13 protein-coding genes are annotated in these 18,112 nt (G+C 73.4%); 9 read left to right on the top strand and 4 right to left on the bottom strand.

Features of this window, described 5'->3' with window-relative positions; all coding sequences use genetic code 11:
- Window positions 1-54 precede the first annotated feature (54 nt).
- Complete coding sequence (locus tag ACGFRB_RS19035; protein WP_393244344.1) at window positions 55-891, top strand: alpha/beta fold hydrolase; 837 nt, start codon at window positions 55-57, stop codon at window positions 889-891.
- Between the two features lie 133 nt (window positions 892-1,024).
- Entirely contained in the window at window positions 1,025-1,624 is a 600-nt protein-coding gene (locus ACGFRB_RS19030) for a hypothetical protein (protein ID WP_393244342.1), read from the top strand.
- Between the two features lie 169 nt (window positions 1,625-1,793).
- Here the strand turns inward: ACGFRB_RS19030 and ACGFRB_RS19025 are convergent, their stop codons facing one another.
- On the bottom strand, window positions 1,794-2,384 hold the full coding sequence (locus ACGFRB_RS19025; protein WP_393244625.1) for a TetR/AcrR family transcriptional regulator: 591 nt from the start codon (window positions 2,382-2,384) through the stop codon (window positions 1,794-1,796).
- A gap of 298 nt (window positions 2,385-2,682) precedes the next feature.
- Complete coding sequence (locus ACGFRB_RS19020; protein ID WP_393244340.1) at window positions 2,683-3,219, bottom strand: GNAT family N-acetyltransferase; 537 nt, start codon at window positions 3,217-3,219, stop codon at window positions 2,683-2,685.
- 245 nt (window positions 3,220-3,464) lie between these two features.
- On the opposite strand from ACGFRB_RS19020, the gene ACGFRB_RS19015 reads away from it, so the two are divergent.
- The 6 genes from ACGFRB_RS19015 (at window position 3,465) to ACGFRB_RS18990 (ending at window position 14,882) form a co-directional block, all read left to right on the top strand.
- Window positions 3,465-3,674, top strand: coding sequence for a DUF397 domain-containing protein (locus tag ACGFRB_RS19015; RefSeq protein WP_393244338.1), 210 nt, complete (start codon window positions 3,465-3,467; stop codon window positions 3,672-3,674).
- 234 nt (window positions 3,675-3,908) lie between these two features.
- A complete protein-coding gene (locus tag ACGFRB_RS19010) occupies window positions 3,909-4,973 on the top strand; it encodes a PucR family transcriptional regulator (RefSeq protein ID WP_393244336.1) in 1,065 nt (354 codons plus the stop codon).
- 450 nt (window positions 4,974-5,423) lie between these two features.
- Window positions 5,424-7,595, top strand: coding sequence for a flotillin family protein (locus tag ACGFRB_RS19005; protein WP_393244334.1), 2,172 nt, complete (start codon window positions 5,424-5,426; stop codon window positions 7,593-7,595).
- A gap of 166 nt (window positions 7,596-7,761) precedes the next feature.
- Window positions 7,762-13,125, top strand: coding sequence for a DNA repair ATPase (locus ACGFRB_RS19000; protein WP_393244332.1), 5,364 nt, complete (start codon window positions 7,762-7,764; stop codon window positions 13,123-13,125).
- Window positions 13,126-13,223: 98 nt separating this feature from the next.
- Window positions 13,224-13,889: a ScbR family autoregulator-binding transcription factor gene (locus ACGFRB_RS18995; protein ID WP_393244330.1), complete on the top strand. Its 666-nt coding sequence runs from the start codon at window positions 13,224-13,226 to the stop codon at window positions 13,887-13,889.
- A 123-nt stretch (window positions 13,890-14,012) separates the two neighbouring features.
- The gene (locus ACGFRB_RS18990; RefSeq protein ID WP_393244328.1) at window positions 14,013-14,882 is read left to right on the top strand and encodes a TetR family transcriptional regulator; all 870 of its coding nucleotides are present in this window, start codon (window positions 14,013-14,015) and stop codon (window positions 14,880-14,882) included.
- A 73-nt stretch (window positions 14,883-14,955) separates the two neighbouring features.
- On the opposite strand, the gene ACGFRB_RS18985 is transcribed toward ACGFRB_RS18990, so the two are convergent.
- Together ACGFRB_RS18985 and ACGFRB_RS18980 are read right to left on the bottom strand one after the other, a co-directional pair.
- Complete coding sequence (locus tag ACGFRB_RS18985) at window positions 14,956-16,230, bottom strand: M6 family metalloprotease domain-containing protein (RefSeq protein ID WP_393244326.1); 1,275 nt, start codon at window positions 16,228-16,230, stop codon at window positions 14,956-14,958.
- Window positions 16,231-16,542: 312 nt separating this feature from the next.
- A complete protein-coding gene (locus tag ACGFRB_RS18980; protein WP_363002941.1) occupies window positions 16,543-17,031 on the bottom strand; it encodes a MarR family transcriptional regulator in 489 nt (162 codons plus the stop codon).
- A 240-nt stretch (window positions 17,032-17,271) separates the two neighbouring features.
- Here ACGFRB_RS18980 and ACGFRB_RS18975 point away from each other — a divergent pair, with 240 nt between their 5' ends.
- Window positions 17,272-18,033, top strand: a complete 762-nt coding sequence (locus ACGFRB_RS18975) for a dioxygenase (RefSeq protein WP_393244623.1) — start codon at window positions 17,272-17,274, stop codon at window positions 18,031-18,033.
- Window positions 18,034-18,112: the final 79 nt, after the last annotated feature.

Here is an 18,112-nt window from a genome sequence, read left to right as displayed (position 1 = left end):
CGCACCTCCCACCGAACCACCGAACCGCCGCACCACGAAACGAAGGAAGAGACCATGCCGTACATCACCGTGGGCCAGGAGAACACCACCTCCATCGACCTCTATTACGAGGACCACGGCGCCGGCCAGCCGGTCGTCCTCATCCACGGCTTCCCGCTCGACGGCCACTCCTGGGAGCGTCAGAGCGCCGCGCTGCTCGACGCCGGCTACCGCGTGATCACCTACGACCGCCGCGGCTTCGGCCAGTCGAGCCAGCCGACGACCGGCTACGACTACGACACCTTCGCGGCCGACCTCAACACCGTGATGGAGACCCTCGACCTGAACGACGCCGTTCTGGTCGGCTTCTCCATGGGCACCGGCGAGGTCGCCCGTTACGTGTCCACGTACGGCTCGGCCCGCGTCGCCAAGGTCGCCTTCCTGGCCTCCCTGGAGCCGTACCTGCTCCAGACGGACGACAACCCCGAGGGTGTCGCGCCGAAGGAGTTCTTCGACGGTGTCGTAGCGGCCGTCAAGGCCGACCGCTACGCCTACTACACCGCCTTCTACCAGGACTTCTACAACCTGGACGAGACCCTCGGCTCCCGCATCAGCGAGGAGGCCGTGCGCAACAGCTGGAACGTCGCCGCGGGCGGCGGCTTCTTCGCCGCGGCCGCCGCGCCGACCACCTGGTACACCGACTTCCGGGCCGACATCCCGGCCGTCGACGTGCCCGCGCTGATCCTGCACGGCACGGCCGACCGCATCCTGCCGGTCGAGGGCACCGCGCGCCCGTTCCACAAGGCGCTGCCGTCCGCCGACTACGTCGAGATCGAGGGCGCCCCGCACGGTCTGCTGTGGACGCACGCGGCCGAGGTGAACGAGGCGCTGCTCGCCTTCCTGGCGAAGTGACCCCGCTCGCGGGCCCGTTGGGGAAGCTCCGCCCCGACGGGCCCGCGCGGCGTTTCGCGCTGCCCCGCCTGACATGATCGAGGCGCGGCCGAAGGGGCGCCCGCGGGCGGGACGGTGACGACGAGGGAGCGCGATGAAGGACGAGAACCGGAAGTGGATCCCGCTGGGCGCCGTGCTCGGCGTCGCCGCGGTCGGGGTTCTCCTGGCGGCGCTCCCGCCCTCGTTCGCGCACCGCGACGTACGTCCTCCGCAGGTGATCTGCTTCGGCGCCCTGACCGCGAAGACGGCGGCTCTCCTCGGCGACCCCAGTGGCGGGAGCGGGGCGGGAAGCGGCATGGTCACCGCGGGGCAGTGGGAGCGCCGGGGCAAGGGCGACTACGCCGTGTTCCAGTCGTGCCACATCGAGCGGGCCGCGTCGGCCGGTGCGCCCCGCGCCGTCTCCGCGCTGGTCGTCCAGGACACCAAGGCCGCCGCGATCCGTACGAAGGACACGGTGCCCGTCGGGGGCGGGATCACCGGCTGGATCCGCCCGGACGAGGCCGAGGCCGCGCTGCCGGACGGGTGCGCGGCGGTGATGGGGTCGACGGCGCCGTACATCGTGGTGAGCGTCAGCGCCCGCTCCCAGGAGGAGAAGGAAAAACTGGTGAAGCCGGAGATCGCGATCCGCAACAACCGGGCCGTGCTGCGCGAGGCCGTGACACGACTCGCCGAGCTGTACGGCTGCAAGGCGTAGGACAGGTCCTGGACTTTCGAGGTCGGGGGCATCGGCCCCTGCCCGGGAGGACAGACGGCCGTGGGCCCCGGCCTGCCGGTGGAGCGGCCGGTGAACAGATCCGGGCCCTTGCGCTCCGAGGCCATCTCCCGCAGGAGAGGTCTCCACATCCCTCTACTCCACGTGGGGTTCAGCCGGATTCGGGGCCCCAGACTCCGGCGCGGGCCGCTTCGGCGGCGCCCCGGGCCGCCGCCCGCGCGTCCCGGTCGTCCGGGGTGCGGCCGGTGTTGAGCAGGGCGTAGTAGAGCGGCGCGGAGACGGCGGCGATGACGGCGTGCGGGTCGGTGCCGGCCGGGATCTCGCCCCGTGCGATCGCGTCGGTGACGCAGTCGGACCACTCGGCGATGCGTACCTCGTAGAACCGGTGGAGAGCCTGGGCCGCTTGCTCGTCGCAGAGGGAAGCGGCGATCAGGGAGGTGAACAGGGGCCCCTGGCGCGGGTCGGTGAGGGTCTTGACGACGAGCCGGGCGTTCGCGAGGAGGTCGCCGTCGAGGGTGCCGGTGTCCGCGCGGGGCAGCGAGGTCTCCGCCATCTCGGTGAGGAGGTCGGCGGCGAGCGCGCCGGGGGTGCCCCAGCGGCGGTAGACGGTCGTCTTGCCGACGTCGGCGCGGCGCGCGATCTCGGCGAGGTCGAGGGCGGCGAAGCCCTCGGCGGCGAGGGTGTCGCCCGCCGCCTTGAGCACGGCTTCGCGGACGCGGGCGGTCCGGCCGCCGGGCCGCACGGTGCCGGCGGGAGCCGTGGCGCCCGTGGTGGCGGTGGGGGCGGTGGTGCGCTCGTCGGCCGGCGGGGGAGTGGAGGGCGTGGGCACGAGGAACTCCTTGGGGCGGCTGAGACGGATCGGGCGGCTCGGGTGGGGCACTGTGATCAGCTTATCGGAACTGGGGTTCCTATTGCATGCGCAGGGTGCCACCTTCACGGCTGTAACGGAACTCAAGCCCTGTTAGGGAATCTCCGGGTTCCGCTCGTCCCGGCCCTCCGCCCGGCCGGTGCCTGAACGGTCCGCTCAGTCGCCCGGCCATTCAGCCGCGCAGTGGGAGGTCCATCTCCACTTCCTTCTGGGCCTCGTTGAGCGGGTACGGCTCCTCGTGGCCGGTCGGGACGAAGCCGCTGCGGCGGTAGAAGGCGAGGGCGCGGTGGTTGTCCTCGTGGACGAGCAGCGTCAGCCGCTCCGCCCCGGTCTCCTCGCGGGCCCAGCGCACGATCTCGCCCAGCATGAGCGCGGCGGGCCCGGGCCCGCCGGCCGCCCCCGCCGGTGCCGCGCCCGGCCCCCGGTGGTCCGGACGCAGCCAGACGCCGACCAGCTTGGCGGTGTCCGGCGCGGGCAGGAAGCCGTTCATGACACCGATCCAGGTGCCGTCTGCGGCGACGGCCGCGACCCCGATGTTGCCGGGGCTCGCGGCCCGAGTCGTACGGAACCGCCACTCGGACTCCGGGTGGCCGAGCGCGTCCTCGACGGTCTCCAGATAGGCGAGCGGGGTGTCCCGCAGCATCGCCAGCCGTATCTCCCGGTACGCGGGCCAGTCCTCGGGGCGTACACGGTGCAGGGTGAAGTCCATGGCGAGCGATCTTCGCAGAGCCCCTTCGCCCATGTCAGCCGGATTCGGCCTCGGCCAGGTGCCGCGCGCGAACGAGTCTTCGTCGCGCCACGGAGGGTCTGAAGGGAGTTACTTCGCAAGGGGCTTGGCTACCGACTCGGGTCGGCATGTGCAAGCTGGACGAGTACGGGCTGCCCATTCGGTGCCGGACGGCAGGCCGTCACTGGCACGTTCACCCATCGGATCGCACAGAAGAGGCGAGAGAGATGATCGCTCCAACCGCATGGCAGAAGTCCTCGTTCTCGGGACCGGAAGACAACCAGAACTGTGTACACGTCCGCCTGGCCGCGAGTGGCGAGATCGAGCTCGTCGAGAGCGAGTCGCCCGAGACGGTCATGGCCACGACCCGCGAGAACTTCGCCGCCTTCGTCAAGGGCGTCAAGGCGGGCGAGTTCGATCACCTGCTCAAGGGCTGATCTCGTGACTGATCTCTTCGCCTGATCAGGGTCGCATCCCACGTTCCTCTACCCGATGAGGCCGGGGAACGTGGGATAGGCATATCCACGCCGATGGCCTCGCCCCACCCCCTCCCGGTTTGCCCCCGGCCGCGTGCATCCATTACGACTGCTGAGCGGTCCCGTACAGCGAACCGCGTGGACAACGGCGGGGAGAAGGCGGGCCGGGACATGGGCGGGGAGACGGGCGGGGACATGGCTGACGAGACGAAGGGCGCGTACGACCACGACTACGGGCCGCTGCTGGCGGACGTCGCGGGGAGCGGGCGCCGGTTGAACCGGGACGAGTTGCAGCGGCTGCGCGACTCCGGGGAGCGGGCCGCCGGGGACGGCGAGGCGCTGCGGGCGCTGATCGGCCGGCATCTGGCCGAGGTGCGCACCGCGTGGCCCGAGCGTGCGCTGTCGCGCCGGACCACGCTCGATCTGCTCGCGGTCGTCGAGCAGTCCATCGACGCCCTGTCCGGCGGCTTCGAGCGCGCCCAGCGGCTCGCGGTGCGCCAAGAGGAAGCGGAGCGGCGGGAGTTCATCGACGACCTGCTGCACGGACGCAGCGACCTGGGACGGATAGCCGCCCGGGCCGAGCGCTTCGGCCTGTGGCTCTCGCACGCCCACGCCGTCGCCGTGGCCCGCGGCCCGCAGCCGTACGGCGAGGCCGACCCCGTGACACAGCAGGTGGAACGGGCGATGTTCGGGCGGTTCGGCGACCGGAACATCCTGCTGACCACCAAGGACGGCCGGATGGTGTGCGTCGCGCCGGGCGACCAGCGTGACGTCCTCGCGTACTTCGCCAAGCAGGCGTTCGCCGCCACGGGCGGCGGCCAGGCGGCGATCGGCCGGTCCCAGTCCGGGGCCGGCGGCGTCGTCCACTCGTACGAGGAAGCCCTGCGCGCCCTCGAACTCGCCGACCGGCTCGAACTCGACGCGCCCGTCCTGTACGCGGCCGACCTGCTCGTCTATCCGGTCCTCACCCGGGACCGGCAGGCCATGGAGGACCTGGTGCTCAGCGTCCTCGGCCCGCTGCGGACGGCGCGCGGCGGGGCCGAGCCGCTGCTCGACACGCTGACGGCCTTCTTCGACAGCGGCTGCGTCACCACCCAGACCGCCCAGCGGCTCAATCTGTCGGTCCGGGCGGTCACCTACCGGCTCGACCGGATCCACCGGCTCACCGGCGCCGATCCGGCCGACCCGACGAGCCGCTACACGCTTCAGACCGCCGTGATCGGCGCGCGCTTCCTGGGCTGGCCCGCGAAGGAGATCTGAGCCGGGAGCCGGGTCCGGGCTCGGACCCGCGCGGCCCCGCCCCGCACCCCACTGGGCTGCCTGGAAAGAACCCCAGGGGTGCGAGGTCGGCATAAAGGAGCGGTAAAAACTGCCGGGCTCCGGCAATGCGGCGGAGGCTGTCGGCACGTCAGGATGGTGACAGCGGGGGTACGGAAGTTTCCTCGCTGCCGGGCTCCGGAAGCGTGTGGGGGGAAGAGGGCAACACGCCGACGACGGGCCGGTCGCCGCCTTCGCGCCGCGTCCGTCCGTCCTCGCGCCCTCGCCGTGTCGTCAGCTGTGACGCCGGCACGCACGCTTCCGTTCCCGCCCCGGCTTCGGTTCCCGCCGTCTTCCCCGCGCCCCGCGCTCTCCCGCGCGGGGCGCGGGGACGGCGCCGGGACACCCGTCCTCTTCGCTCGTCGGCTCGTCAGCTCGCTAGGGGGGTTTCCTATGGATGCCATCACCTCAGGTATCGGTGTCGTCATCGCCGTGGTCCTGATCCTCGCCCTCGTCGTCCTGTTCGCGATCAGCAGGCTGTTCCGCAAGGTGGAACAGGGCAAGGCGCTGATCGTGTCCAAGATGCGCAAGGTCGATGTCACCTTCACCGGACAGGTCGTCCTACCGGTCCTGCACAAGGCCGAGGTCATGGACATCTCGGTGAAGACCATCGAGATCTCCCGCACCGGCCGCGACGGCCTGATCTGCAAGGACAACATCCGGGCCGACATCCGGATCTCGTTCTTCGTCCGGGTCAACAAGACCGTCCAGGACGTCGTCAAGGTCGCCCAGGCGATCGGCACGGCGCGGGCCAGCGACCAGCACACCCTCCAGGAACTGTTCAACGCCAAGTTCTCCGAGGCCCTGAAGACCGTCGGCAAGCAGATGGACTTCACCGACCTGTACACGATGCGCGAGGAACTGCGCTTCCGGATCATCGAGATCATCGGCGTCGACCTCAACGGCTACAGCCTGGAGGACGCGGCGATCGACTACCTGGAGCAGACGCCGCTGACCCAGCTCGACCCCGACAACGTCCTCGACGCGCAGGGCATCCGGAAGATCACCGAGCTGACCTCGGTCGAGCACGTGCGGACCAACGAGTTCCGGCGCACCGAGGAGAAGGAGATCACCCGGCAGAACGTCGACGCCCGGGAGGCCATCCTGGAGCTGGAACGCCGCCAGGCCGACGCCGAGATCAAGCAGAAGCGCGAGATCGACACCGTCCGGGCCCGCGAGGAGGCCGAGACGGCCCGGGTGATGGAGGAGGAGCGGCTGCGCGCGCAGAGCGCCTTCCTGCGGACCGAGGAGCAGCTGGGCGTCCAGCGCGAGAACCAGGCCCGAGAGGTCGCCGTCGCGCAGAAGAACCGCGAGCGCGTCATCGCCGTCGAGAACGAGCGGATCGAGAAGGACCGCGTCCTTGAGGTCATCGCCCGCGACCGGGAGACCGAACTGACCCGGATCGCCGCCGAGAAGGAGCTGGAGGCCGAGCGCCGGGAGATCGCCGAGGTCATCCGCGAGCGGGTCGCGGTGGACCGTACGGTCGCCGAGCAGGAGGAGTCGATCAAGCGGCTGCGCGCGGTCGAGGAGGCCGAGCGCGACCGGGCCGCCCTCGTCATCGCCGCCGAGGCCGAGGCGCAGGAGAGGCTGGTCAAGGACATCAAGGCGGCCGAGGCTGCCGAGCAGGCCGCCGTCCACCGCGCGGCCGAGGAGCTGACGCTCGCCGAGGCCCGCAACCAGGCCGCCGAGCTGGACGCCCGCGCCAAGATCCGTCTCGCCGAGGGCATCCAGGCCGAGGCCGCCGCCGAGGGTCTCGCCGCCGCCCGGGTGCGCGAGCAGGAGGCCGCCGCGATCGAGAAGACCGGCCGCGCGGAGGCCGAGGCCACCGAGGCCCGGCTGCGCGCCGAGGCCGAGGGACTGCGGGTCATGGCGCTCGCCGAGGCCGAGGGCCTCACGGAGAAGGCCGCCGCCCTGGAGAAGACCGGCCGCGCCGAGGCCGGGGCGACCGAGGCCCGGCTGCGTGCCGAGGCCGAGGGGCTGCGGGCGAAGTCGCTCGCCGAGGCCGAGGCGATCGGCGAGAAGCTGAAGTCGGAGGCCGCCGGTCTCACCGAGAAGGCCGCCGCCATGGCCGCCCTCGACGAGGCCTCGCGCACCCACGAGGAGTTCCGGCTCCGCCTGGAGGCCGAGAAGGACATCCGGCTCGCCGGGCTCGACGTCCAGCGACAGGTCGCCGAGGCGCAGGCCACGGTCCTCGCCACCGGTCTGGAGCACGCCGACATCAACATCGTGGGCGGCGAGTCGGTCTTCCTCGACCGGCTGGTGCAGTCCGTCTCGATGGGCAAGGCGGTCGACGGGTTCGTCGACAGCTCGCAGACGGCCCAGAGCCTCGCGGGGCCGTGGCTGAACGGGGACCGGCCGTTCACCGAGGATCTGACGAAGGTGCTCGGCTCGCTGTCCACCGCCGATGTCCAGAACCTCAGCGTCTCGGCGCTGCTGTCGAAGGTCATGCGGTCCGGCGTCCTGGACGCGGGAGCGCTCGCCCCGGCCGTCCCGGCCGGCGTCACCCCGGCCGCCTCCGCCGCCCCGGCGGTCGAGGTGAACGCGACGGCCGCCGCGGCCAATTGATCGCCGCTCCCCTTGGCCCGAGGGGGGATCAAGGGGAGCGGACACCCCCCGGGGGAAATCGAGGGGAATCGGGGGAATCGGGGGATGGGGGCCGTGAGGGGCCGGTGCCGGGTACGGGGGTCCCGGCGCCGGCCCCTCGCGGAGGGAACGAGAGAGGTACGGCCAGATGGACACCACCACCGCCACCCAGGCGCGGGACATCCGACAGCAGGACACCCGACAGCAGGACGCCCGCCACCGGGACACCGGGCAGCGGGACACCGGGCAGCGGGACCGGAACGGCGCGCGCGCCCAGGCGCCCGGCGTCGACGAGGACGCGTACGCGGTGCTCCGCGACCGGCTCGTCGCCCAGGCGGCCGAACTCGCGGCCCGCGCCGAGGCGTTGAACGAGGCCAGGACCCGGACCTTCGGCTCCGGAGAGCTCGAACTCATCGGCACCGGGCAGCTGCGGACCGCCGACCCGTGCGTCCTGACGGACCTGGTGACCGTCGACCCCGCGGCCGGTCTGCTGCTGGCCGGCCGTACCCGCCCCGCCGCTGCCCCGAGTGGCGGCGAGCCGCGCGTCTGCGATGTCTTCGCCCTGTACGACCGGGAGTTCGAGGTCCTGCCCGAGGACGCCGTGCCCGGCCTGCTCGACGACCCGGCCTTCGTCCGCGAGTTCACCGCGCTGCACCGCTACTTCCAGGGCGCCCGGCTGGTCCGGCTGCGCCGCGCCGAGGGGCGGCTGCTCGCCGTCTTCCGTACCGCGAAGGGCGGTTCTGCGCCGGCGGCCGGGTCCACCTCCACTTCCGCATCCGGCTCGGGCTCCGGCTCCGGACTCGGCTCCGGTGAGGGCGCCGAGGATCTGCGGGTGCTGCGCTGGGAGGCCGGCCCGTCCGGTACGTACCGCTTCCTCGACGCCCGGGGCGAGCGTGATCTCGCCGCCCTCACCCCGCCCGCCCAGGACGTCGAGTGGCGGCGCACCGGCCGCGACGACCAGGTGCCCGGCCGGCACCCTCATGTCTCCCTCGGCGGACGGCTGTTCGTCTCCACCGTCGGCGGCACGCTCACCCTCAAGACGGTGGACGACACCGAGACCCGCGAGGGCGTGTACGCCGAGCCGGTCGACGAGCCGCTCCAGGCGCTCGCCGACGCCGAGGTCGCGTACGCCGCCGTGGGCCCGCTGCTCCTGGTGCGGGTCCGCCCGTACAAGGAGGAGACCGTCCGCCACCTGGTCTTCCACACCCTCACCGGCGAGACGGTCCGGCTCGACGGGCTCGGCCAGGCGTGTCTGCGGCTGCCCGACGACCGGGGCGTGGTGTTTCCGGGCGGCTACTGCCTGGCCGACGGTACCGTGCGGACCTTCGACACGGACACCACCGGGCTCGTGTACGACGGCTCGGTCGCCTCCCCGCACGGCGAGGACGTCCTGTACACCTTCCGCTCGCCGGACGACGGGCGCGGCCTGCTGCTCCCGTACAACAGGGTCCGCGAGACGTCCCCCCGCCCGGTCACCGGGCGCGGGCACGCGCTGCTCGACGACGGCACCATGGTGGTGCTGCGCGCGGGCGGTACCGAGGCGGGCCGGGTGCACACCGCGCAGGTGTGGCGGACCCCGTTCACGGCCGACACGTACGCGGCCCACCCGGCCGGCGCCGAGGCCGGCACCGAGGCCGGCACCGAGGCCGGCGCCGAGGCCGACGGGCCGCTCGTCCGGATCGGCAACGCCGACCTGGTCCGGGGCATCTCCGACTGTCTCGCCATCGCCCGCCTGGCCACGGAGACCACCCCGGCGGCGCCCGCCTCCGCCGCCGCCGACCCGGCCGAGGCCACGGGTCCGTCGGGCGCTGCGGGTGCGGGGTCCGGGCAGGCGTACGAGGCGCTGGCCGCCGCCTGCGCCCGCGCCGCCGACCTCCACCACTGGCTCGGCGACCCCGGCACCGGCGATCTCGCCGCTCCGCTCGACGCGGTGCGCGTCACCGCCGCCCAGGTGCTCGCCGAGTTCGAGACGGTGACCGCCCTCGCGGGCCGGGCCGCCGACGCCCTCGCCGAGGCCGAGCGCGACCTCACTCGGCTCGTCCGGCAGGTCCGCGGCGAGTCTCCGGCCACGGCCGGGGAGTGGATCTCCCGGCTCACCGCCCTGCGCCGCGCCCAGGGCCGGCTGCTCACCGTCCGCGAACTGCGCTACGCCGACACCGACGCCGTCGACGCCCTGGCCCGCCGCACCGACGACGACCTCGCCTCGGCCGCCCAGCGGGCCGTCGCCTTCCTCCGCCGCGACGACGCCTTCACCGAGCAGGCCGCCGAGGCGGACCGGCTCACCGACGCCGCGGCCGGGACGGGAACCGTCGCCGAGACCCGCGCGCTCGGCGAGCGCGTCGACGAGCACACCGCCGGGCTGCGCACCCTCAGCGAGGTCGTCGCGGGCCTCGACATCGCCGACGCCACCGTCCGCACCGGGATCCTGGAGCGGATCGCGGACGTCCTCGGCGGGGTCAACCGGGCCCGGGCCACGCTCGCTTCGCGCCGCGCGGAACTCCTGGACCAGGAGGGGCGGGCCGAGTTCACCGCCGAGTTCGCGCTGCTCGCGGAGTCCGTCACCGGCGCGCTCGCCGACGCCGCCACCCCCGAGGACTGCGACACCCGGCTCGGCGGACTGCTGCTCCAGCTGGAGAACCTGGAGTCCCGCTTCGCCGAGCACGACGGCTTCCTCGGTGAACTCGGCGACAAGCGCGTCGAGATCCACGACGCGTTCGCCGCCCGCCGGCAGACCCTCACCGACGCCCGCGCCCGCCGCGCCGAGCGTCTCGCCGAATCGGCCGTCCGGGTCCTCGCGTCCGTGACCCGGCGGGCCGCGCAGCTCGGCAGCGACGAGGACGTCCACACCTACTTCGCCTCCGACCCGATGGTCGCCAAGGTCCGCCGGACCGCCGACGAGCTGCGCGAACTCGGCGACCAGGTAAGGGCCGAGGAACTCGCGGGCCGGCTCGCCGCCGCCCGGCAGGAGGCCGGGCGGGCGCTGCGCGACCGGGCCGATCTGTACGACGGCGGCGGCGACACCATCCGGCTCGGCCGGCACCGCTTCGCCGTCCAGCGCCAGACGCCCGAACTCACCCTGGTCCCGCAGGGCGACGCCCTCGCCTTCGCGCTGACCGGCACCGACTACCGCGTGCCCGTCGACGACCCGGAGCTGACGGCGGCCCGCCCGTACTGGAGCCGGTCCCTGCCGTCGGAGTCGCCGGACGTCTACCGCGCCGAGTACCTGGCGGCCCGGCTGCTCGCCGAGCACGGCGCCGACACCCTGGCCGCCCTGGCCCTGGCGGACGCCGAGGGAGGTGCGCCGGCCGGCGAGCCGGGTGCCAAGGAAGGCGGCGGGGCGGACGGCAAGGCGGGCGGTACGTCGGGCGACGGTCTCGCGGCGCTCGTCCGGCGGGCCGCCGAAGCCGCGTACGACGAGGGGTACGAGCGCGGGGTCCACGACCACGACGCGACGGCCGTCCTGCGCGCCGTGCTGCGGCTCGGCGAGGGCGCCGGAGTGCTGCGCCACCCGGCGGCGGCCCGCGCCACCGCCCAGTTCTTCTGGGCGCACACGGCCGATAAGGACTCCCGCGCCCGCTGGCAGCGCAGCGCCGTCTCGCTGACCCGGGCCCGTGACCTGTTCGGCGCGGCCCCGGCGCTCGACGCGCTGCGCGCCGAACTCGCCGAGGAGATCGGCGACCCTGCCGCCGCCGCGTACCTGGTGGAAGAGCTGGCCGCGCCGCGGGAAGGGTTCGCGGTCTCGGCCGAGGCCCGTACCCTCCTGGAGAAGTTCCGCCGGGCGGTCGGCACCACCGCGTACGACGAGGACGTCCGCGCTCTGGCGGACCCCGCCGCCCGCCGCCGGCTCGTCGAGGGCTGGCTGCACGCCTACGCGACCGCGTCCGGCGAGGCGGCCGGGGACACCGCGAACGGCGTCCTCGCCGAAGCGGCCGCCGTCGAACTCTGCCCGGAACTCGGCCACTACGACGTCGAGAGCACGACCACGACGACCGTCACCGGTCTGCTCGGCGCCCACCCGCGCCTGAACGGGCGGACGCTGGACCTCGATCTCGCCGAATTCCTGCACCGCACCGCCGAGTTCACCGCCCACGACGTCCCGGCCTTCCGCGCCTACCAGCGCCGCCGCGCCGAACTCGTCACCGCCACCCGCGCCCGGCTGCGACTGGACGAGCACAAGCCGCGCGTCATGTCGTCCTTCGTTCGGGGCAGGCTCGTCGACGAGGTCTACCTGCCGCTGATCGGCGACAACCTCGCCAAGCAGCTCGGCGCGGCAGGCGACGCCAAGCGTTCCGACACCCACGGCCTGCTGATGCTGCTGTCGCCGCCCGGCTACGGCAAGACGACCCTGGTCGAGTACGTCGCCGACCGCCTCGGCCTGCTCCTGGTGAAGGTCGACGGCCCGGCCCTCGGCCGCGCCACCACCTCCCTGGACCCGGCCGAGGCGCCCGACTCGGCGGCCCGGCGCGAGCTGGAGAAGATCGCCTTCGCGCTGGCGGCGGGCAACAACGTGATGCTGTACGTGGACGACATCCAGCACTGCTCGCCGGACTTCCTGCAAAAGTTCATCCCGCTGTGCGACGCCACCCGCACCCTCGCCGGGCACGACCTGCGCGGCAAGCGCTTCGCCGTCTGCATGGCCGGCAACCCCTACACCGAGTCCGGCGGCCGCTTCCGCGTCCCCGACATGCTCGCCAACCGCGCCGACGTGTGGAACCTCGGCGACGTCCTGACCGGCAAGGAGGACGCGTTCGCGTTCAGCTTCGTCGAGAACGCCCTCACCTCCCACCCCGACCTCGCTCCGCTCGCGGGCCGCGACCGCGCCGACATCGCGCTCCTGGCCCGGCTCGCCGCCGGTGACCCGCTCGCCGACCGGACCCGGCTCCAGCACCCTTACGCGCCCGTCGAGTTGGACCGCCTGCTGGCCGTCCTGCGGCATCTGCTCACGGCCCGCTCCACGGTGCTCGCCGTCAACGAGGCGTACATCGCCTCCGCCGCCCAGGCCGACGAGGCGCGCACCGAACCGCCGTTCCGGCTCCAGGGCTCGTACCGCAACATGAACAAGATCGTGGCCCGGATCTCCCCGGCCATGAACGACGCCGAACTCGCCGCCGTCGTCGACGACCACTACACCGCGGAGGCCCAGACCCTCACCGGCGGCGCCGAGGCCAACCTGCTCCGGCTGGCCGCGCTGCGCGGCACGCGCACCCCCGAACAGGACGCCCGCTGGCGGGACATCGTCGCCGCGGACGCCCGCGGCCGCGCGCTCGGCGGCGCGCCCGACGACCCGCTGGGACGCGCGGTCGCCGCCCTCGGTCTGCTCGCCGACCGCGTCGCGGCCGTCGAGACCGCGATCACCCGCGCGGCCGACCCGCGCCACCTCCTCGCGCGGCCCGCGTCGCCCGCACGGCACGCGCGGGGCCCGGCGGAGACGGGCGGGGCGGACCACGGGACGCACCCTGGGACGCACCCCGTGGCGGGCCCCGGGGCGGGGGAGGTGGGCGGCGCGGCCTGACCTGGCGGTGGCCTTATCGTGGCTTCGGATCGTGAGGTGCGGAGGGGCACGCGGGCACACGAGGGGGAGGGGTCGCCGTGGCACGACAGGAACGGGCCGTGCGCACACGGCGGAAGATCCTGCTCGCCGCGGCCGGACTGTTCGACGAGGTCGGCTACGAGGCGGCGACGATCGCGGAGGTGCTGCGGCGGTGCGGGGTCACCAAGGGTGCCCTGTACTTCCACTTCTCCTCCAAGGAGGAGCTGGCCCAGGAGGTCCTCGCCTGGCAGGCCGCCCTGTTCCCCTCGGTGCCGCCGCGTCCGCTGCTGCTCCAGACGCTGATCGACGAGGCGCTGGTACTGGCCCATCTCCTCGGCACCGGCGACCCGTTGACCTGCGGCAGCGTGCGGCTCGTCGTCGACCAGGGCTCGCCTCACGACGGCCTCGACCGCCGGGCCCCGATGCGCGCCTGGATCGACCGCGTCGCGGATCTGTTCACCCGCGCCCGGACGGCCGGTGAGCTGCTGCCCCATGTGGACGTGCCCGCCACGGCCCATCTGCTCGCGGCCTCGTTCACCGGCGTGCAGGTGTTCTCCAAGGTCATGACGGGGCACGCCGACATGGTGGAGCGGGTATCCGATCTGCTGCGGACGACGATGGGTTCCGTCGCCGTGCCGGGCGTCCTCGTCCGGCTCGACTTCTCCCCGTCCCGCGCCCGGCCCGCGCACGAGGAGGCCCTGTGGGCCGTCGGTGTCTGGCCGATGTCCCCGGATATCCCGGCGTAGTGACGGAGTATCAATTTTCTCGGACCCTTCCGGGTCGGAGCCGACTGGGGTGGTTTGTTACAGTTCGCGCAATGTCCGCGTGAACAGGCGTGGCCATCCCAACGGCGCAGCGACGGAGTCCTCTTGGCCAGGCAGATGCGGGCGATCCGGACGCGTGAGGCCCTGGTCGAGTCGGCTGCCGCGCTCTTCGACAGGGACGGCTTCGACATCGCTTCGCTCGCGACGATCAGCGCCCGCGCCGGAGTCAGCAGCGGCGCCCTGAACTTCCACTTCCCGAGCAAGGTGGAGCTGGCCGAGGCGGTCGTCGAGGCCGCCGCCGAACGGCTCGTACGGATCATGCGGGACCGCGAAGTGCCCTCCCTCCAGACCGTGATCGACGCCAGCCACGAACTTGTCCGGGGCCTTCGCGCCGACGCCGTCCTGCGCGCGGGCTTCGCGCTGAGCGGCTGCCGCCGGGCCCGCCGCCGCGCCTGCGCGCCGGAGCCGGCCGACGGGCCTCGTACCGCAGCCGGTCACGGCCCCGGCGCCTCTCCCGATCCCGACCCCGCCGCCTACTCCGGGCCCGCCCCTGTCCCCGCCCCCGCCCCCGCCGCCGACTCCGGTCCCGGCACGGATCTGCGGCGGCTGTGGTGCGGCTGGGTCGAGTCGGTCGTGGCCCGGGCCGAACGCGAAGGCCAGCTCGCGCCGGACGTGACGGCCGAGGAGGTCGCCGAGACGGTCGTCACGGTCGCCACCGGGCACACGGTCCTCGCCCACCACGACCCGCGCTGGCTGGAGACCGCCCCGCTGACCCGCTTCTGGGCGCTCCTGCTGCCGCGCGTGGTGGGCACGGGGCGGGCCGGGCTCTTCGTGGCCTCGGGCCGGCGAGAGCGGGAACTGGAGCCGGAGCCGGAGCCGGATCCGGAGCCCGGATGGGAACGGGGGCCTGAGCCGGAGGCGCCCTGGCGCTGCGGTGGACGCGGGGTGCCGGTGACGGTGGGCGGCGAGGTCTGACCTGCCGGGACCGTCGCGCCAGGCCTGAGGTGCCAAGTCCGCTGCGTCAGATCCGAGTTGAGAAGGTGGGAACTCAACGCCGGGAGACCCGGACCCGGTAGCCGCCCGAGGTCTCGTCCTTGTCGGCGACGGTGACCCGGATGCCCGCGGCGCGGTCGGTGAAGGATTCGCCCGGCCCGTAAGGGGCGTCCGACAACTCCGAGTGGACGTTGGGCCGTCGGGTGCAGCCGTTGCTGCCGCGGGTGCTGTCGGTGACGGTGACCGGCCCATGTCCGGTGTCCACGTCCGTGTCGACGCGGTAGACGAGGACGCCCGGCTTGCAGACCGCCTCGTCGTTGCCCCCGCGGGTGCGGACCTCGATCGCGTAGCCGGAGGTGGCGGAGAGCGGTACGAAGACCAGTTTGGGGCCGCCCGCGACGGCCAGCGGGGTGAGCGTGTACTCGAATTCGCCGGTCCGGGCGGCGCAGCCGACCTGCTCGTTGTCGAGCCAGCCCAGCTTCCACTTGTGCCAGCCCAGCATGTCGTTGTTGGCCCCCCAGTCCTCCGACATGATGTCCCAGTGCCCGACGGTGCCGCCGCCGTCCGCCGTGTAGAGGTCGGGCAGTCCGAAGACATGGCCGTTCTCGTGCGGGAGCACGCGGTAGCCGGTCTCGTCGTAGGCGCCGGAGCCGTCGTCCTGACGGCTGTAGACGAAGGATGTGTTGGACAGCGCGACGCCGTCGGCGTAGGGCGCCTCGTCGTTGCCGGAGAAGGTCACGGACAGGACGGTGTCCAGGGCGGACGGGCCGGCGTTCGGTGTCATGAGGACGTTGACCAGGTCGTACGAGCTGAAGTCCACCCGTGAGTCGGCCGCCTTGACGATGTCCTCGACGAGCGAGCGGTAGCCCGGCTCGTAGGGGGAGCCGCGCCCGACCGCGTACGAGCTGAAGGGGTGGGGCATCCGCAGCCAGTCGGGTATCGGGGCCTCGGGCCGGTAGACGAGCCGACCGTAGGAGCTGGCCTTGAACCACTCGGCGGTCTGCGGGAAGAACTCGCGGTAGCGGCTCATGGCCGTGCCCTGACCTGGCGCGTCGGGGAAGTCGACCATCAGGTTGAGGGCCCGGACAGGTCCGGTGGAATGTACGTACCCGGGCGCCGTGGGCACCCCCTCCGACATTTGCACACCCATCGTCGTGGCGATCCGGCACGGCACGAGGGACTGCTTCCCGTGCCCGGCGGCCACCGGCCCCGACGAGGCGGGCGCCGGGCCGGTCAGCGCGCCGTCGGCCGTCGCGAGGGCGGCGAGCAGGAGCGTAGCGGCCGAGGCCAGGACGACGGGCCTGCGTATCCGCCGGGGGCTGTCCTGCATCCGGTCGCCTCTCGCCTGTCACACAGCCGGTCGACCGCGTGCAGCGCGTGCGGGAGGTGCGGGGTGAGCGGTACGCGCGTGCCGCGGGTGCCGCGCGGGACGCGGCGCTTCGATCAGCCTGTGACGAGGGGGCCGGGTACGCGCGCGGGGTGGGCCGAGCAGGTGATACGGGCGGTGGGGGCGTTACGGGCGGGGCGGGGCGGTGCGGGTGATGCGGGTGATGCGGGCGGTACGGGCCGGCCGGGTGGTACGGGCCGACCGTGCGATTCGGCCCGGCCCCGGGACCGCCGGTGCGAAGTCCGGTGCTCCGGGTCAGCGCAGCCAGGGCAGGTCGGCGTCCGGCCCCTGCGGCTGGAGCCCCTCGGCGACCGTCCGCATGATCGCGCCGAGCTGCTCGGCCTGTTCGGGCGTGAGCCGGTCGAAGAGGGCCTGCCGTACGGCGTCGACGTGCCCGGGCGCGGTACGGCGCAGCACCTCCTCGCCCTCGGCGGTGAGCACGGCGAGCTGCCCGCGTTTGTCGGAGGGGCAGTCCTCGCGGTGGACCCAGCCGTGCTGCTCCAGGCGGGCGACGGCGTGCGAGAGCCGGGACCGGGTGATCTTCGCGTCCTTGGCCAGCTCCGTCATGCGCATCCGGCGCTCCGGCGCCTGGGAGAGCTGGACGAGCAGCCCGTAGTAGAGGTGGGGCATCCCGGCGTCGCGCTGCAGCTGGCGGTCGAGATGGTCCTCCAGGAGGGTGGTGGCGTGCAGGTAGGCGCGCCAGGTGCGCTGTTCCCCGTCGCTGAGCCAGCGGAGTTCCGTCATGATCCCACCGTACAACCGTTCCTTGAATGTTGAACTAGATCCGGTTTAAGGTGTAACGCAAAGCTTGAACTTTCAAGAAAATCTCGCGGATCAGGCGGCGGAGCAAGCCCTCGCGGATCACGCCCGAGTCGAAGCCCAAGGAGGCGGACGCCCGCCATGGACGCAGCAACCGGCGCCACGCTCGACCAGCCCGTCCCGGCCCCCGCCGGGACGCTCACCCCCGCCCCGGCCCCGGCCCGGATGCCGGCCCTTTACCTCTCGCACGGCGCCCCGCCGCTCGCCGACGACCCCGTCTGGCCCGGCGAACTGGCCGCCTGGTCGGCCGGGCTGCCCCGCCCCACCGCCGTCCTCATGGTCTCCGCGCACTGGGAGGAGGCCCCGCTGGCCCTCGGCGCCACCGAGACCGTGCCGCTCGTGTACGACTTCTGGGGCTTCCCCGAGCACTACTACCAGGTCCAGTACGCGGCCCCCGGCGCGCCCGCGCTCGCCGAATCCGTCCGCAAGCTGCTGCGCGCCCCCGGTGCGCCGGTCCAGGACACTCCCGACCGGGGGCTCGACCACGGTGCGTACGTCCCGCTCGTCGAGATGTACCCGGACGCCGACATCCCCGTCCTCCAGATCTCCCTCCCCACCCTCGACCCGCGCCGGCTCATGGACATCGGCCGCAAGCTCGCCCCGCTGCGCGACGAGGGCGTCCTGATCGTCGGCAGCGGCTTCTTCACCCACAACCTGGCCGCCCTGCGGCACCAGGGGGTGCCCGGCTGGTCGGCCGAGTTCGACGCGTGGGGGCGCGAGGCGCTCGCCGCGCGCGATGTCGACGCCCTGCTCGACTTCGAGCACAAGTCCCCGTCCGGCCGCCTCGCCCACCCGCGCACCGAACACTTCGCCCCGCTCTTCGTCACCCTGGGCGCGGCCGACGCGGCGGGCGATCTCGACGCGCAGCGCAGTGTCATCGACGGCTTCTGGATGGGCCTGGCGAAGCGCTCGGTGCAGTTCGGCTGACGGCCCCGGTGGCGGTCCCCGGCGCTCCCGGGCGCCCGGTCGGCGCTCCTCAGTGCTTCTCTGTGCTTCTCGGCGCCCC

Source organism: Streptomyces sp. NPDC048718 (assembly GCF_043198875.1).
GTDB lineage: Bacteria > Actinomycetota > Actinomycetes > Streptomycetales > Streptomycetaceae > Streptomyces.
Note: the sequence above shows the minus strand (reverse complement) of the source record. Positions and strands in the feature narration are given on the sequence as shown.

Bases quoted from the DNA above. Each gene is read 5' to 3' on its own strand.
- ACGFRB_RS19035 (WP_393244344.1), top strand. From the start codon at position 55: ATGCCGTACATCACCGTGGGCCAGGAGAACACCACCTCCATCGACCTC.
- ACGFRB_RS19030 (WP_393244342.1), top strand. From the start codon at position 1,025: ATGAAGGACGAGAACCGGAAGTGGATCCCGCTGGGCGCCGTGCTCGGC.
- ACGFRB_RS19020 (WP_393244340.1), bottom strand. From the start codon at position 3,219: ATGGACTTCACCCTGCACCGTGTACGCCCCGAGGACTGGCCCGCGTAC.
- ACGFRB_RS19015 (WP_393244338.1), top strand. From the start codon at position 3,465: ATGATCGCTCCAACCGCATGGCAGAAGTCCTCGTTCTCGGGACCGGAA.
- ACGFRB_RS19010 (WP_393244336.1), top strand. From the start codon at position 3,909: ATGGCTGACGAGACGAAGGGCGCGTACGACCACGACTACGGGCCGCTG.
- ACGFRB_RS19005 (WP_393244334.1), top strand. From the start codon at position 5,424: ATGGATGCCATCACCTCAGGTATCGGTGTCGTCATCGCCGTGGTCCTG.
- ACGFRB_RS19000 (WP_393244332.1), top strand. From the start codon at position 7,762: ATGGACACCACCACCGCCACCCAGGCGCGGGACATCCGACAGCAGGAC.
- ACGFRB_RS18985 (WP_393244326.1), bottom strand. From the start codon at position 16,230: ATGCAGGACAGCCCCCGGCGGATACGCAGGCCCGTCGTCCTGGCCTCG.
- ACGFRB_RS18980 (WP_363002941.1), bottom strand. From the start codon at position 17,031: ATGACGGAACTCCGCTGGCTCAGCGACGGGGAACAGCGCACCTGGCGC.
- ACGFRB_RS18975 (WP_393244623.1), top strand. From the start codon at position 17,272: ATGCCGGCCCTTTACCTCTCGCACGGCGCCCCGCCGCTCGCCGACGAC.